The 13,223-nt window shown below is 68.6% G+C and carries 14 protein-coding genes; 6 read left to right on the forward strand and 8 right to left on the reverse strand.

Annotated elements, in window-relative coordinates; translation table 11 throughout:
• Nucleotides 1–41: 41 nt before the first annotated feature.
• Genes KBY57_RS01550 through KBY57_RS01570 form a run of 5 tightly spaced genes read right to left on the reverse strand, consistent with a single transcriptional unit; the run spans nt 42 to nt 3,833 of the window.
• Complete coding sequence (locus KBY57_RS01550; protein WP_006171625.1) at nt 42–197, reverse strand: hypothetical protein; 156 nt, start codon at nt 195–197, stop codon at nt 42–44.
• A 36-nt stretch (nt 198–233) separates the two neighbouring features.
• On the reverse strand, nt 234–962 hold the full coding sequence (locus KBY57_RS01555; RefSeq protein WP_254994119.1) for a DevA family ABC transporter ATP-binding protein: 729 nt from the start codon (nt 960–962) through the stop codon (nt 234–236).
• Nucleotides 962–2,134, reverse strand: a complete 1,173-nt coding sequence (devC, locus tag KBY57_RS01560; RefSeq protein WP_254994120.1) for an ABC transporter permease DevC — start codon at nt 2,132–2,134, stop codon at nt 962–964. The genes KBY57_RS01555 and devC overlap by 1 nt, the downstream gene beginning before the upstream one ends.
• Nucleotides 2,134–3,051 carry an HlyD family efflux transporter periplasmic adaptor subunit gene (locus tag KBY57_RS01565; RefSeq protein ID WP_254994121.1) on the reverse strand — a complete coding sequence of 306 codons (918 nt, stop codon included), beginning with the start codon at nt 3,049–3,051 and terminating at the stop codon, nt 2,134–2,136. The genes devC and KBY57_RS01565 overlap by 1 nt, the downstream gene beginning before the upstream one ends.
• Nucleotides 3,048–3,833, reverse strand: coding sequence for a phycocyanobilin:ferredoxin oxidoreductase (locus KBY57_RS01570; RefSeq protein ID WP_409996381.1), 786 nt, complete (start codon nt 3,831–3,833; stop codon nt 3,048–3,050). The genes KBY57_RS01565 and KBY57_RS01570 overlap by 4 nt, the downstream gene beginning before the upstream one ends.
• A gap of 7 nt (nt 3,834–3,840) precedes the next feature.
• Between KBY57_RS01570 and KBY57_RS01575 the strand changes: the two genes are divergently transcribed.
• Both KBY57_RS01575 and KBY57_RS01580 read left to right on the forward strand, forming a co-directional pair.
• Nucleotides 3,841–5,109, forward strand: coding sequence for a M16 family metallopeptidase (locus KBY57_RS01575; protein WP_254994123.1), 1,269 nt, complete (start codon nt 3,841–3,843; stop codon nt 5,107–5,109).
• Nucleotides 5,106–6,404 carry a M16 family metallopeptidase gene (locus tag KBY57_RS01580; protein WP_254994124.1) on the forward strand — a complete coding sequence of 433 codons (1,299 nt, stop codon included), beginning with the start codon at nt 5,106–5,108 and terminating at the stop codon, nt 6,402–6,404. The genes KBY57_RS01575 and KBY57_RS01580 overlap by 4 nt, the downstream gene beginning before the upstream one ends.
• 11 nt (nt 6,405–6,415) lie before the next feature.
• Here the strand turns inward: KBY57_RS01580 and KBY57_RS01585 are convergent, their stop codons facing one another.
• Nucleotides 6,416–6,679, reverse strand: coding sequence for an NAD(P)H dehydrogenase assembly family protein (locus tag KBY57_RS01585; protein ID WP_254994125.1), 264 nt, complete (start codon nt 6,677–6,679; stop codon nt 6,416–6,418).
• Nucleotides 6,680–6,757: 78 nt separating this feature from the next.
• Between KBY57_RS01585 and KBY57_RS01590 the strand changes: the two genes are divergently transcribed.
• Genes KBY57_RS01590 through KBY57_RS01605 form a run of 4 tightly spaced genes read left to right on the forward strand, consistent with a single transcriptional unit; the run spans nt 6,758 to nt 11,534 of the window.
• Nucleotides 6,758–7,333: a biotin transporter BioY gene (locus KBY57_RS01590; protein ID WP_254994126.1), complete on the forward strand. Its 576-nt coding sequence runs from the start codon at nt 6,758–6,760 to the stop codon at nt 7,331–7,333.
• Entirely contained in the window at nt 7,330–7,797 is a 468-nt protein-coding gene (lspA, locus tag KBY57_RS01595) for a signal peptidase II (RefSeq protein WP_254994127.1), read from the forward strand. The genes KBY57_RS01590 and lspA overlap by 4 nt, the downstream gene beginning before the upstream one ends.
• On the forward strand, nt 7,778–9,967 hold the full coding sequence (locus KBY57_RS01600; RefSeq protein WP_254994128.1) for a transglycosylase domain-containing protein: 2,190 nt from the start codon (nt 7,778–7,780) through the stop codon (nt 9,965–9,967). Before lspA ends, KBY57_RS01600 begins: the two co-directional genes overlap by 20 nt.
• Nucleotides 9,968–9,983: 16 nt before the next feature.
• Entirely contained in the window at nt 9,984–11,534 is a 1,551-nt protein-coding gene (locus KBY57_RS01605) for a YcjF family protein (RefSeq protein ID WP_254994129.1), read from the forward strand.
• On the opposite strand, the gene KBY57_RS01610 is transcribed toward KBY57_RS01605, so the two are convergent.
• A complete protein-coding gene (locus KBY57_RS01610; RefSeq protein ID WP_254994130.1) occupies nt 11,467–11,703 on the reverse strand; it encodes a hypothetical protein in 237 nt (78 codons plus the stop codon). The two genes, KBY57_RS01605 and KBY57_RS01610, sit on opposite strands and share 68 nt — an antisense overlap.
• On the reverse strand, nt 11,700–13,115 hold the full coding sequence (locus tag KBY57_RS01615; RefSeq protein ID WP_409996382.1) for a pyridoxal phosphate-dependent decarboxylase family protein: 1,416 nt from the start codon (nt 13,113–13,115) through the stop codon (nt 11,700–11,702). The genes KBY57_RS01610 and KBY57_RS01615 overlap by 4 nt, the downstream gene beginning before the upstream one ends.
• Nucleotides 13,116–13,223: the final 108 nt, after the last annotated feature.

Raw genomic sequence — 13,223 nt, forward strand, 5'->3', positions numbered from 1 at the left:
GGACCCCGCGGGATCCCCCTCGCAACGCGTCAAACCGCTGATCAGTCGGCAGCGCCGCCGTTGTTGGCCGTGCCGGTCACACCGTTGCCAGCACCTTCACCACGGCCGTCGTTGCGCAGCTTGCGCTTTTTGAACTTGCGCGCATAGGCGCGGTTGCGCTCCTGTTTTTCCTTCTTGAGATTCCTGCGCTTGGCCATGCGTACGGCAACGGGAGAGAGATGCGAATCCTCACCCTACTCAATGGGCCTGGCCCCCTGGCTGAGCTGGCCATCCTCCATCTGCACCAGCCGGTCGGCCACATCGAGAATGCGGGGATCGTGGGTCACCATCAGCACACCGCAGCCCTGTTCCCGCGACAGGCCTTTGAGCAGATCCACCACCTCGCGTCCGCTGCGGGAATCGAGGGCCGCGGTGGGTTCGTCAGCCAACAGCAACTGGGGCCGGGCCGCCAAAGCTCGGGCAATCGCCACCCGCTGCTTTTGGCCGCCGGAGAGATCGTGGGGCAATTTGTTCAGGTGATCGCCCAGCCCCACCGCGCGCAACCATTCGCGAGCGCGATCCCGACGGGCCCGATACCCCAATCCCGGCAGCAGATCGGCACCCATTTGCACGTTCTGCTCGGCGCTCAGGCAGCGCAGCAGGTTGTGGCCCTGAAAAATCATGCCGATCCGGCGACGCAGACGCTGGCGGGAGGCTCGCCCCGCGCCGTGCAGCTCTTCGCCAAACACCCGCACCGAGCCCTGCTGCACCTGGCGCAGGGCTCCCACCAGGGTGAGCAGGGTGGTTTTGCCACATCCGGAGGGGCCCGTGAGCAACACCACCTCACCGGGAGCGATGGCGAGATCCACCGACTGCAACACCTGCCGTTGCATCGAGCCGGCCCCATACCAGTGACTCAACCCGGCCACCTGCACCACGGCGCCCGATGCAGCAGGCCCACTCACCAGACGATCCAGATCCATCAGAAGATTTCCGCCGGATCGGCATCGGCGAGCCGGCGCATCGCCAGGGCCGCCGAGCCCATGCACATCACCAGGATCATGGTGAACACGGTCAGGGCCCGGGGCATGTTCATCGTCACTGGCAGCTGGGTGGCGTTGCGCACCAACCAATAGAGGCCCTGGCCGGCTGCGTAGGCCGGCAGGTAGCCGAAGGTGGCGAGCAGCAGGCCCTCACGGGCCACCACCCCAAGCAGGCTGGGCAGGCGATAGCCCATCGCCATCAACGTGGCGTATTCCGGCAGGTGATCACTCACGTCGGAATAGAGGATTTGATACACGATCACGCAGCCCACCACGAATCCCATCGCAGCGCCCAGCGTGAAGATGAAGCCAATCGAGGTGCTGGTGCGCCAGTAGTTCTGCTCGAAGGCGATGAAGCCGTCCTTGGTGAGCACGGTGACATCGGCGGGTAACTGGCGTTGCAGCCGCTCCACCGCTGCTCCTGGATCAGAACCAGGCCTCAGCCGGATCAGGCCCACCTCGATGCTGCCCGGAGGGGTGTTGGGCAGGAGTTGCAGGTAGGTCTCGTGGCTGGTGAGCAGGTTGCCGTCGGCCCCGAAGGAGGTGCCCAGGCCCACGAGCCCCGCCACCCGCACCCGCTGGCCGCCGATTTCGCTTTCCACCGTGCGGCCGCTGCGAAACCACTCCGCCACCGGACCGAACTCGGGCCGCGAGCGCTCGTCGAACAGCACGCGACCCCGGTCTTGGAGCAGCTTCGCCTTGGGCGCCAGGGAGGGATCGGTGAACAGGGGATCGCCCGGTTCAAACCCGAGGGTGAGGATCGAACGGGTGCCGCGGGTTTCCGGGTTACGCCAGAGCAGGAGGTTCCAATGCACCGGCGTGATCCCCTCCACGGCGGGGTCGGCCATGGCCTGCACGAGCCGGCGCCTGGGAAACCCGGCCATGCTCACCGAGCTGCTGGAGCGCGGGCTGATCAGCACCAGGTCGGCATTAAAGAGCCGGTGAATCGTGACGCTGGCGTCGAACAGCCCGTCGCGAAAGCCCAGCTGCATGAACATCAAAATGCCGGCAAAGGCGATGCCGGCCAGGGCCACCAGCAGGCGCACCGGCTGCCGCGTCAGCAACAGCCAGGCCAGCGGAATGCGCCGGCCCTGCCAGAGGCGCCCCAGCATCAGCGACCGAGCCTGGCGATCACCTTCAGGCCGGTGAGGTCGCGAACCCGCAGGCTGTCGGTGGGAGTGAGCGCCACCCGCACCTCCACCACGCGGGCATCGGCATCACCGGTGGGATCGGTGGAGAGCACCGAGCGCTGCCGCACCTGGGGGCTGATCCGAATCACCTCACCGCTCAAAGTGCCCTGGAAACCGCCGTTCTCACTGATCAGGGAGACGGGCTGGCCCAGGCGCACCCTGTCGATATCGCTCTCATAAACCTCCACCAGGGCCTGCATTCGGTCGCTGGCCCCGAGTTCGAGCACGCCCTGATCGGCAGGGCGCTCGCCCACCCGGGCATGGAGTTTCAACACCGTGCCGGCGATGGGAGCCCGCAGTTGGGTGAGCAGCAACTCCGCCTTCACCTTGTCGCGCTCGGCCAAGGCCTCGGTGCGGGCCCCTTGCAGCTCGAGCAGGGCGGTTTCGCGCGTGTCGAGTTCACCACTGGGAATGGCACCGGAGCGGCTCAGCTGGCGATAGCGACTGATGTCGCGGGTCTGCACCTGCAGCCGGGTGTCGAGGTTGCGAATGCGGGCCTCGAGCAAGCGCTGCTGGGCCAGGAGGCTGGGAGCCGTATCAAAACGGGCCAGGAGTTGGCCGCTCTGCACGGTGTCGCCTTCCTCCACCAGCAACTGAGTGATGCGGGGGCTGCCACCAATGCCACTGATCGGGGCGGCCAGCAACCGCACATCTCCGGCGGGTTCGAGTCGGCCCAGGGCTGCGACGGCCTCAGGCGGGCGTGGCGCCTGGGAGGCAGGTGTGGCGGGGATGGGCGTTGGACGCTGCTGGCGACTGACGGTCAGCCCCCCCAGCACCACCACCACGGCGACACCAGCCAGCCACCACAGCCGCGGTACCCGCTGAAGAGTCCGTTTCACGGAGCCGGCGGATCGTCGAACAGCAGTTCCTCGATGTAGCGGTCGGCCCAGGCGGAGTTGAAGACCTTCTCCAGCACCCGGCGGGTCTTGTCGTTTTGTTTCTGCTGCTTGCAATACCGGAGCTGCCCCTGCCAGCGCTCAACCGTAGCCGGATGATCTGGGGCCTGAGGCGCGGCGGCGGCGATGGCTTCCGCCAACACAGCCAAAACGCTGCTCACCTCATCGACAAAAGCCTTTTCCTCCTCTGGGCTGGTGGGGCGCACAAAGCGCACAAAGGGCGAAAAGATCGATCCCCATCCGGGCAGCTCCCGCTCCTGGCTGTAGGAGGTGCGAGGGCGGGCGGCCAATGCGGCAGCAATGCCCACTGGCAGCTCCCCCAGCACCGGCGAGAGATCGACGATGGCAGCCGACACCCCGGCTGGACCCACCACGATGTCGGCGCCAAACACCGGCAGATCGAAGCGGGGGTCGGGGAACATCACGCAGTGCAGGATCTGCAGCCCCGCGCCCAGGCGCGCCGTCTCTAGGTGCAGTTTGCGCAACCCTCGGCACTGGCGCAGCTCGTTGCGAATGAACAGGGCATCGCCATCGAGACTGCCGCTGATCGCCTCCAGCTCTGGATCCACCGCCAGGGGGGCCAGCTCGGGCAGGGTTTGCCACCACTGGCGCATCCGCTCGGCCAGGGCATCCACCAGTGGGTGGATGCCGGAAGCCTGGGAAGAAGCGGGGGCGGAACTCACGGCAGGGGGTGTAGCCAGCAGAATGCAGATCCTGCCACGCATCTGAGCCTTGACCCTGGCCCCGTCCGAGACCCTGTTGCCAGGTCTGGCGTCACCCAGCGATCACCAGCTAGCCAACGGCGCCAGCGTGGTCTACCTGCCCCTGGCCGACTCCCCCCTGGTCTGCCTCGACTTCTGGTGCAGGGCCGGCAGTGTGTTTGAGGGTCCCGGGGAGAGCGGCATGGCCCACTTCCTCGAGCACATGGTGTTCAAGGGCAGCGAGCGGTTGGGACCGGGGGAATTCGACTTACGCATCGAAGCGATGGGCGGCAACAGCAATGCCGCCACCGGCTTCGACGACGTTCACTACCACGTGTTGATTCCGCCAGAGGCCGCTGCCGACGCCCTGGATCTGCTGCTGGATCTGGTGCTGCACCCGCGGCTGGACCGCGACGCCTTTGTGATGGAGCGCCAGGTGGTGCTCGAAGAGCTGGCCCAAAGCGAAGACCAGCCCGATGAAATCGCCCTGCAGCAGTTGCTGCGGTTGGGCTGTCCTGGCCATGCCTACGGCGAACCGATCCTGGGCCAGCGGGAGCTGCTGCTGGCCCAAACGCCCGAGGCCATGGCCGGCTTCCACCAGCGTCTCTATGGCGCCAACCGCTGCGTGCTCGCCCTCAGCGGTGCCGTAGAACCCGCCGCCCTCGGCGATCGCCTGGAGCGCAGCGCCCTGGCCGGCCTGCCGGCGGTGCTGGAACCCGCAAGCCGCCCTCCCCTGGCTGTACAACCCGGTGAGCACCGACTGGCGGTACCCCGGCTGGAATCGGCCCGGTTGCTGATGCTCTGGGGGCTCCCACCCGCCGCCGATCTTCACGGAGTGATGGGTGCAGACCTGCTCACCACCGTGTTGGCCGAAGGCCGCCGCAGCCGCCTGGTGGAGCGACTGCGGGAGCAGCTCCGCATTGTGGAGAGTGTCGATCTGGATCTGCATGTGATGGAGAGCGGCAGCTTTGCTCTGCTGGAGGCGATCTGCGAACCCGACGAGCTGCCGGCGGTGCGCCAGGCCATCGCTGAGGTGTGGTCGCAGCTGCAGCAGGACGGGCTGCCGGATGTGGAGTGGCAGCGGGCCCAGCGGCTGGTGGCGAACGGCTATCGCTTCGGGTTGGAGGCCGCCGGCGGCGTGGCCGGGCTGATCGGCAACAACCGGCTCTGGGGGCGGCGGCACGGGCTGGCCCAGCCCCTGGAGGACATCGAGCGCTGGGATCGGCAGGAGCTGGTGCGGCGGACGCTGCCCCTGCTTGATCCAGCGGCTGCCTGCGTTCTTGAGGCGGTGCCGGCATGAGCCATTCCCCGTGGCCGACAGGCACTTGGCAGAACACAACCCTGGAGGGGGGCCTGCCCCTGGTGTGGCAACGGCGGCCAGGGCCGGCGATCGTGGCCTGCCGCCTCTGGATCCGCGGAGGCAGCAGTGGGGATCGTCCAGGCGAGCGGGGAGCAGCCCAGCTGCTGGCTGGGCTGCTGACGCGCGGCTGCGGCGACTACAACGCCGAAGCCCTGGCCGATCTGGTGGAAGGTCGGGGTGCCGCCCTGCGCTGTGAGGCCACGGAGGACAGCCTGGTGCTGAGCCTCAAATGCGCCAGCAGCGATGCCCCCGAGCTGCTGCCCCTGCTGCTGTCCATGGCGCGGCAGCCCTGGCTCAGCAGCGACCAACTCGAGCTCGAGCGCGGCCTCAACCTGCAGAGCCTGCAGCGTCAGCGGGAGGATCCCTTCCAGTTGGCCCACGACCAGCTGCGCCACCAGCTCTACGGCCAAGGGCCCTATGGGCACGACCCCCTGGGGGTGGAAGAGGAACTGGCCGCGATCGGCCGCGAGCAGATCAGCGCTCTGGTGCCGGTGCTCGGCCACGACGGTGCGCTGCTGGTGGCCTGTGGCGATCTGGGGGCTGAACTGCCAGACCTGCTCAATTCCTGGCTGGGGCGCAGCCCATGGTCCACCACTGGGCCCCTACCTGGCCCAGGCCCGCAGGCGCCCGGTTGCAGCCAGCGCTTCACCAGCCTGGAGCAGGAGACCGAGCAGTTGGTGTTGATGCTGGGGACCGCCACCGTGCCCCTAGGGGATCCCGACGGGCTGGCCCTGCGTCTGCTGCAGGCCCACCTCGGCATGGGCATGTCCAGCCGGCTGTTTGTGACGATGCGGGAGGAGCGCGGCCTGGCCTACGACGTGGGGGTGCACATGCCGGCGCGGCGCGGGGCGACCCCCTTCATTTGGCACCTGTCCAGCTCGGCGGAACGGGCCGCCGAAGCCACCACCTCCCTGCTCGATGAATGGGCTCGCATGCTGGAGCAGCCACTCAGCGACGACGAACTCGCCCTAGCCAAAGCCAAATACCGCGGCCAGGACGCCATGGGACGGCAGACCTGCGGCCAGATCGCCGATCGCCAGGCCCTGGTGCTCGGCCATGGTCTGGGCTGGACCTATGTGCAGGACACCCTGGACCGGGCCCAGCAGCTCGATGCCCCAGCCCTGTTGTCAGCAGCCCAACGGCGACTGACCCAGCCGGCCTTGAGCCTCTGTGGACCACCGCAGGCGCTGGCTGCCGCCGAACAGGCCTGGCAGCGCCATGCCCTCAGCCGCTGAGGACTCGCTGATCAGTCGGCGTTCTGGGGCTCCGGGGGTTGGAGCTGATCGGCCTCGATCAAGAAAGTGCCCCGCCGAAAACGGACCGCCAGAAGGTTGCGCGCTTTCAGCGCCAGCACCTCACCCAGTTCCTCCGGATCCACGAGATCGGGGGGGCGGAGCATCGGCATGGGATCGGCCGTTTTCAGGTACTGCTGCCGTCCCTTGAGCTGCACGGCGTCGCCCACCGCAAAGGGCTGGGACTCACGGGGCTCCGGGGTTGTGGGTTGGTCCATACCGGCAGGTGGGAGGGCAGATGGGACCGGCCCTGGTGGCGCGACCCCCCAAAATGGTCGCAGACACGATGGGATCAGTTGCGGGCCCTAGCCACCTGGAGCGGCGCCATTGCCGGCCTGTTGCTGATCCTGGTGGGGGGACTGATCCAGGCCGCAGCTCCCCTGCCGGCGGCTGATGGGGCCTGGAGCCTGGCCACCCTGCCGATCACCCTGCAGGTGCCGGCGCTGCTGCTCACCGCCTTGGTGTGCGGGCCCCGCAGCGCCATTTTGGCGGCGGTGGCTTACCTCAGCCTGGGGCTGTTCCAGCTGCCGGTGTTCCACGGCGGTGGTGGCGCCGCCTATCTGCTCGATCCCGGCTTCGGCTACCTGGCCGGCTTCCTTCCCGCCGCCTGGCTCACCGGCAAGCTGGCGCGCCAACCGGGCATGGACGATCTGCTCAGCCTGCTTGGCGCAGCAGTGGTGGGCCTGGCGGTGCTGCAACTCTGCGGGATCGCCAACTTGCTGCTCGGCGCCCTGGCGGGCCGCTGGGGGCCCAATCTCGGCATGCTGCTGATCAGCTACAGCGTCGCGCCCCTGCTGCCCCAGCTGTTGCTGTGCTGCGGCGTCGCCGTGGCGGCCCTGCTGTTGCGTCGGCTGCTGCTGGTGGAGCCATGAGACGGGCCCGCACCCTGGCCTATGCCACAGCCGGTGTGGTGGTGCTCTTGGACCAACTCAGCAAGGCCTGGGCCGTAGCCCAGCTGGCCCCGTTTGGCACAACACCACTCTGGCCGGGTCTGCTGGATCTGCATCTCACCCGCAACACCGGCGCCGCCTTCAGCCTGTTCACGGGCCACCCTGAGCTGCTCGGCCTGGTGAGTCTGCTGGTGGCCCTGGGGGTGATCGTTTGGATTCAGCGGCAGGGCGTCCTCGTTCCGGCCCGCTGGTTGGGGGTGGGGCTCGTGCTGGGCGGCGCCATCGGCAACGGGTTGGATCGCTGGCGGCTGGGCTACGTCGTCGATTTCCTGGCCCTGGTGCCGATCTCCTTCCCGGTGTTCAATCTCGCCGATGTGGCGATCAACCTGGCGGTGCTCTGCTTCGCCATCGATCTACTGGGGAGCCATGGCCAACCCCGCCCTTGAGGCCCTGCGCCGCCGCTGGCAGCGGTTTAGCCAGCCTGGCCAGGCCCAGCTGCGCATTCACCAGCCGGGCCAGGCCTCGCGCTTGCTGCCCCTGCATCCGGGCGCATACGGCATCGGCCGCGACAGCGACTGCCAGATCTGCATCGACCACCAGGCGGTCAGTCGGCGCCATGCCCTGCTCGAACGGTGCGGCCCCCACTGGCTGCTGAGTGACCAGAACTCCACCAATGGCCTGTGGTGGCAAGGCCGCCGCGTGCGGCAGCTGTTGCTGCGCGACGGCGACAGCCTCCGCTTCGGCCCCAGTCAGGAAGCGGGTCTGCCCGAACTGGACTTTCAGATCCGACCTCTACCGCAGCTGCAGCGCTTGCTGCGAGGCGTCAGCTGGGCGCTAGCGGGCATGGCTATTGGAGGGCTTGGCCTGCTGGCCCTCTCCACCGTGCAAGCCCCGATCCGCGGCAGCCTGGCCACGGTGCGCGGTCCGCTGGTGCTCTACGACCGCCAGGGCAAGCCCATCACCACGGCCGATGCCCTCGAGCACCGGGAGCGCCAGGCCCTGCGCGACTATCCGGCGGTGCTCATCGATGCGCTGCTGGCCAGTGAGGACAGCCGCTTCTGGTGGCATCCGGGCGTCGACCCGGTGGGCACGGCGCGGGCCCTGGTGACCAACGTGCTCGGGGGCCGGGTGCTGGAGGGCGGCAGCACCCTCACCCAGCAACTGGCCCGCAGCCTGTATCCCGATCAGGTGGGCCAGGGGGAAACCCTGGGCCGCAAGTGGCGGGAGCTGCTCGTAGCCCTGCAGCTGGAAGCCCGCTTCAGCAAGCGCGACCTGCTGCTGAGCTATCTCAACCGGGTGTATCTCGGCGTGGGCTGGGGCTTCGAAGATGCCTCGCGCCACTACTTCGGCAAGCCCGCCAGCCAACTGCAGCGCGAGGAAGCGGCCCTGCTGGTGGGGCTGTTGCCCTCGCCCAACGGCTACGACCCCTGCTTTGATGCCCAGGCGGCCCTGGAGGCCCGCAACGCCGTGCTCAGCAAGATGGGCGACACCGGGCGCCTCACCGCCGACCAGGCCCGCAGTGGGCGCCGCAGCCCCATCCGTCTGTCACCCCAGGCCTGCCGCAGCAGCCCAGCCCAGCGCGGCGTGCCCTTCTACTCCGACCAGGTGCGCCGCGACCTCGATCAGCTGGTGGGCCGGGATGTGGCCGCCGAGGGCAACTTTCTGATTGACACCCACCTGGATCGCTCCTTGCAGGAGCAGGTGGAGCGGCTGTTGCGCCAGAGGCTGCAGAGCAGTGCTGGCCTGGGGGTGAGCGAAGGCGCCGTGGTGGTGCTCGATGCCCGCAGCGGCGGCATCCTGGCCATTGCCGGGGGACGGGATTACCGCCAGAGCCAGTTCAACCGGGCCTCCATGGCGCTACGCCAGCCGGGGAGCACCTTCAAGTTGATCCCCTATCTGGTGGCCCTGGAGCGGGGTCTGCGCCCCGGGGATGGGATCAGCTGCGCTCCATTCCGCTGGCGCGGTCAGAGCTTCGCCAGCGGTTGCAGTGGCTCCCTGAGCTTGATCTCAGCCTTCGCGATCAGCAGCAACACCGCAGCCCTGCGGTTGGCCCAGCGGGTGGGCCTCGATGCGCTGGTGCAAAAGGCCCGTGATCTTGGCATCACCAGCCCGCTGGCCGCGGTGCCAGGGCTGGCCCTCGGCCAAAGCGAGGTAACCCTGCTGGAGCTCACCGCCGCCTACGCCGCCATCGCCAACGACGGCATCTGGCATGCCCCCACCACCATCCGGCGCCTCACCGATGCAGAAGCCTGCAGCGGTCAAACGTCCAGCCAATGCCGTCAGACCAGTGCTGGCGGTGAGGGTTCGGCGGCTGGCCAGACCCCTGCCCAGCCAGGCCGCCGCGTCACCACCCCAGCCACGGCCCAGGCGATGCAGCAGATGCTGCGGGCCGTGGTGCAGCGGGGCACTGGTCAGATGGCGAGCCTGGGGGGCCAGGAGGGCGGCAAGACCGGCACCACCAATGAGAGCCGCGATCTGCTGTTTGTGGGCTATGAGCCCCAGCGCCACTGGGTGGTGGGCATCTGGCTCGGCAACGACGACAACAGCCCCACCCGCGCCAGCAGCGCCCTCGCCGCCAGCCTGTGGGGTGAGATCCTGCGCGCCTCCCGAACCTGATGCCTGGGACTGACGGATGAAAACCCGCACCCGCCTGTGGTTGATCGCTGGCCTGGTCCTGTTGGCCCTGATCGCGGTGGGTGTGGTTCTGCAGGCGATCAACACCCTCTACCTGCAACTGAGCTGGTATCTGCCGTACTGGATCGTCCAGCCGGTGTTTTTCCTGGTCTTCGCCGGTCTGGTGCTGCTGCTGGTGCAGCTGGCCTGGCCGTGGCTGCGGGCCGCTCTGGGGGGCAAGGCAGGCACTGGCACGGCCTCGCAGCTGCCGCCTCCCGGCAACCGCCGCGAGGCCGCCGCCCAGAACCTGGCCGCCATCGATCAAACCCTCGACCGGGTGCGGGATGCGATGGAGCGGGAAGCCCTGCGCCAGGAGCGCCAGCGCATGGCCGCCGAACTGGAGCGGGGCGACCTGGTGATCGTGCTGTTCGGCATCGGCTCCTCGGGCAAAACCTCGCTGATCCGTGCCCTGCTGCAGGAGCTGGTGGGCGAGGTGGGCGCCGCCATGGGCTCCACCACCGGCAGCCAGCGCTACCGCCTGCGGCTGCGTGGGCTGCAGCGGGCCGTGTGGCTGGTGGACACACCAGGCATTCTCGAAGCCGGCGTGGCGGGGCTGGAGCGGGAACGGCTGGCCCGGGAGCAGGCCGGCAAGGCCGACCTGCTGCTGTTGGTGGTGGATGGCGATCTGCGTGCTGCCGAACTGGAGGTGTTTGAAGCCCTGGCCAGCCTGGGCAAGCGCCTGATGTTGGTGCTGAACAAGTGCGACCTGCGTGGCGAACAGGAGGAAGCACGGCTGCTGCAACTGCTGCGCCAACGCACCCGCGGCCGCATCGCCGCCGAGGATGTGTTGCCATCCAGCGCGGCTCCCCAGAGCCTGCCGACTCCGGGTGGCAGACCGCTCCAACCCCCCGCTGAGGTGGACGCGCTGTTGCGCCGCATCGCGGCGGTGCTCCATGCCGATGGCGAAGAGCTGATCGCCGACAACTTGCTGCTGCAGTGCCGCCAACTGAGCGAAGCCAGCCGCTCCCTGCTGGCCCGTCAGCGACGCAGCGACAGCGAAGCCATCGTGGATCGCTACATGTGGATCGGCGCCGGGGTGCTGGCCGTCACGCCCCTGCCCGGGCTCGACCTGCTGGGCGCGGCGGCGGTCAATGCCCAGATGGTGGTGGAGATCGGCCGGATCTACGGCATCAGCCTCAGCCGCCAAAACGCCCAAGAGTTGGCACTGTCAGTGGGGCGCACCATGGCCGGCCTGGGCCTGGTGAAAGGTGGAGTCAGCCTGCTCAGTGCGGCCCTGAGCCTGAACCTACCCGCGCTGGTGGTGAGCAGGGCCATTCAGGCGGTCAGTGCGGCCTGGCTGACCCGGGTGGCGGGCCTCAGTTTTGTCACCTACTTCGAGCGCGACCAGGACTGGGGCGATGGCGGTGTGCAGGAGGTGGTGCAGCAGCAGTACGACCTGAGCCGCCGCGATGGGGCGCTGAGCCGGTTTCTCGAGGCGGCGTTCAGGCGGGTGGTGGAACCGCTGCAGGCGAAGCAGCCGAGCTTGCCGCCCCGGCCTCCGGCCGAATAAGGGCGCTGTCGACGAGGGCTTCCGGCGGCGGCGGCTGCAGCGGTCCCCGGCTGTCGAGCACCACGATCAGGGCCAGATACAGCACGCCGATCAGAATCGAGATCGCCCCGGTGAGGATCGCGACCCAACGCCCCCGGCCAGCCTGGGATTCAGCAGAAGGGTCGGTCATGGCAGCTCGTCCAAGCTGAGCTGCACCAGCCTGGCCAGTGCGTCGAGGTGGATGCTGCGGGTGTGGGGATTGCCGAGCACGGCCTTGAGGTGGTGGCGACCGGCGTACAACGGTCGGGAGAGCATCAGATGCTCCTGCAACAGGCGTTGGCGGGTGTGTTGGCTCCAGCGCTCGGCAGCGGCGCCGTCCAAGCCCCGGGGTGTGAAGGCCAGCAGGTGGAAGGATCCCCCACGCAGCTGCAGGCGGCCACTGGCCTCCAGCAGGGCCGCGAGCTGGCGGCGCCGCTGGATGGCCCCATCGAGCACCGCCTCAATTCCCTCTAAACCCAACTGGCGCAGACCCAGCCAGAGCTTGAGAATCTCAGCGGGCCGGGTGCCCTGCAACCCCGTCTCACCACCGTGGCCGCTGCCCCAGCTCGGCTCCATGTAGGGCAGACCGGTGTGAAAGGCCTCCGCCAGGGACTGGGGCCTGGCCAGCAGCAACAGCGACGAGGTCTTGGTGATGCCCAGCAGTTTCTGGGGATTGATCGTGATGGAGTCGGCCCGCTCCAGGCCCTCCACCCGAAAACGATGACCAGCCACCAGACCGAAGACGGCACCGATCGCTCCATCGACGTGAAGCCACAGCTCGCGTTTGCGGCAGATCTCTGCCAGGGGCAGCAGCGGATCGACGGCGCCCCGCACGGTGGTTCCCGCGGTGGCGACCACGGCGATCACCGGCGTTCCGGTTTGCGCCAGCTGATCGAGCTCCAGCTCGAGGGCCGCAGGATCCAGGCGCCCCTCATGGTCCACCGGGATCGCGTGCAAGGCAGCAGCCGGCAGGCCCATCACTGCCAACGCCTTGGCCAGGGAGACGTGGGCATCGGCGCTGGCCAGCACCACCGCATCGGCCTGCGTTGCCAGACCACGGCAGCGCCGGGCCGTGACCAGGGCCATCAAGTTGGAGAGGGTGCCACCGCTCGCCGCCACGCCACCGCTGCCAGCCGGCAGGCCCAGCTGCTCCGCCAGCCAGGCCGTGAGACTGCGCTCCAGACGCGTCAGGCTGGGGGAGAGCTCTTCAGCCAACAGGTTGTTGTTGAGCCCGGCACAGATCAGGTCGGCCGCCACCGATGCCGCCAGCGGCGGCGGGTCAAGGTGGGCGAGGGCACCGGGGTGGTTGGGGTTGTAGGCGCCATCCATCACCAGCTGCAGGTCGGCCAGCAACGCAGCAGGCTCCAATCCCTCCAGGGCGGGCTCCACCCCCGGCAGCACGCTCAGACCCGGCAGCGGCGAGCGCTGGGAGGCCGACCCCAGCCAGCCACAGAGCTGGCGGGATGCCTGCTCAAGAAAGTCCTGCAGTTGCGGGTCAAGCTGCTCCGGACTGGCAAACGGCAGGGGCTGGCTCGCCCGCGGGGCAGGTGGCGCGCTTGCCAACGGGGAACGCTCGAATGGTTCCATTCTCACCTGCGGAGGTGGGCTACAAGGGTGTGGTCGCCGCGACGGCTCAGGCGTTGGAGTCCACCCAATCCCCAGTCATCCAGC

The sequence above is a fragment of the Cyanobium sp. Aljojuca 7D2 genome (genome assembly GCF_024346415.1).
In the GTDB taxonomy this organism is placed as follows: Bacteria; Cyanobacteriota; Cyanobacteriia; order PCC-6307; family Cyanobiaceae; genus Cyanobium_A.

What these genes read in the sequence shown, in the direction of transcription:
- KBY57_RS01550 (WP_006171625.1), bottom strand. Translation starts at nt 197, where the DNA reads ATGGCCAAGCGCAGGAATCTCAAGAAGGAAAAACAGGAGCGCAACCGC.
- KBY57_RS01555 (WP_254994119.1), bottom strand. Translation starts at nt 962, where the DNA reads ATGGATCTGGATCGTCTGGTGAGTGGGCCTGCTGCATCGGGCGCCGTG.
- devC (WP_254994120.1), bottom strand. Translation starts at nt 2,134, where the DNA reads ATGCTGGGGCGCCTCTGGCAGGGCCGGCGCATTCCGCTGGCCTGGCTG.
- KBY57_RS01570 (WP_409996381.1), bottom strand. Translation starts at nt 3,833, where the DNA reads ATGCGTGGCAGGATCTGCATTCTGCTGGCTACACCCCCTGCCGTGAGT.
- KBY57_RS01580 (WP_254994124.1), top strand. Translation starts at nt 5,106, where the DNA reads ATGAGCCATTCCCCGTGGCCGACAGGCACTTGGCAGAACACAACCCTG.
- KBY57_RS01585 (WP_254994125.1), bottom strand. Translation starts at nt 6,679, where the DNA reads ATGGACCAACCCACAACCCCGGAGCCCCGTGAGTCCCAGCCCTTTGCG.
- lspA (WP_254994127.1), top strand. Translation starts at nt 7,330, where the DNA reads ATGAGACGGGCCCGCACCCTGGCCTATGCCACAGCCGGTGTGGTGGTG.
- KBY57_RS01600 (WP_254994128.1), top strand. Translation starts at nt 7,778, where the DNA reads ATGGCCAACCCCGCCCTTGAGGCCCTGCGCCGCCGCTGGCAGCGGTTT.
- KBY57_RS01605 (WP_254994129.1), top strand. Translation starts at nt 9,984, where the DNA reads ATGAAAACCCGCACCCGCCTGTGGTTGATCGCTGGCCTGGTCCTGTTG.
- KBY57_RS01610 (WP_254994130.1), bottom strand. Translation starts at nt 11,703, where the DNA reads ATGACCGACCCTTCTGCTGAATCCCAGGCTGGCCGGGGGCGTTGGGTC.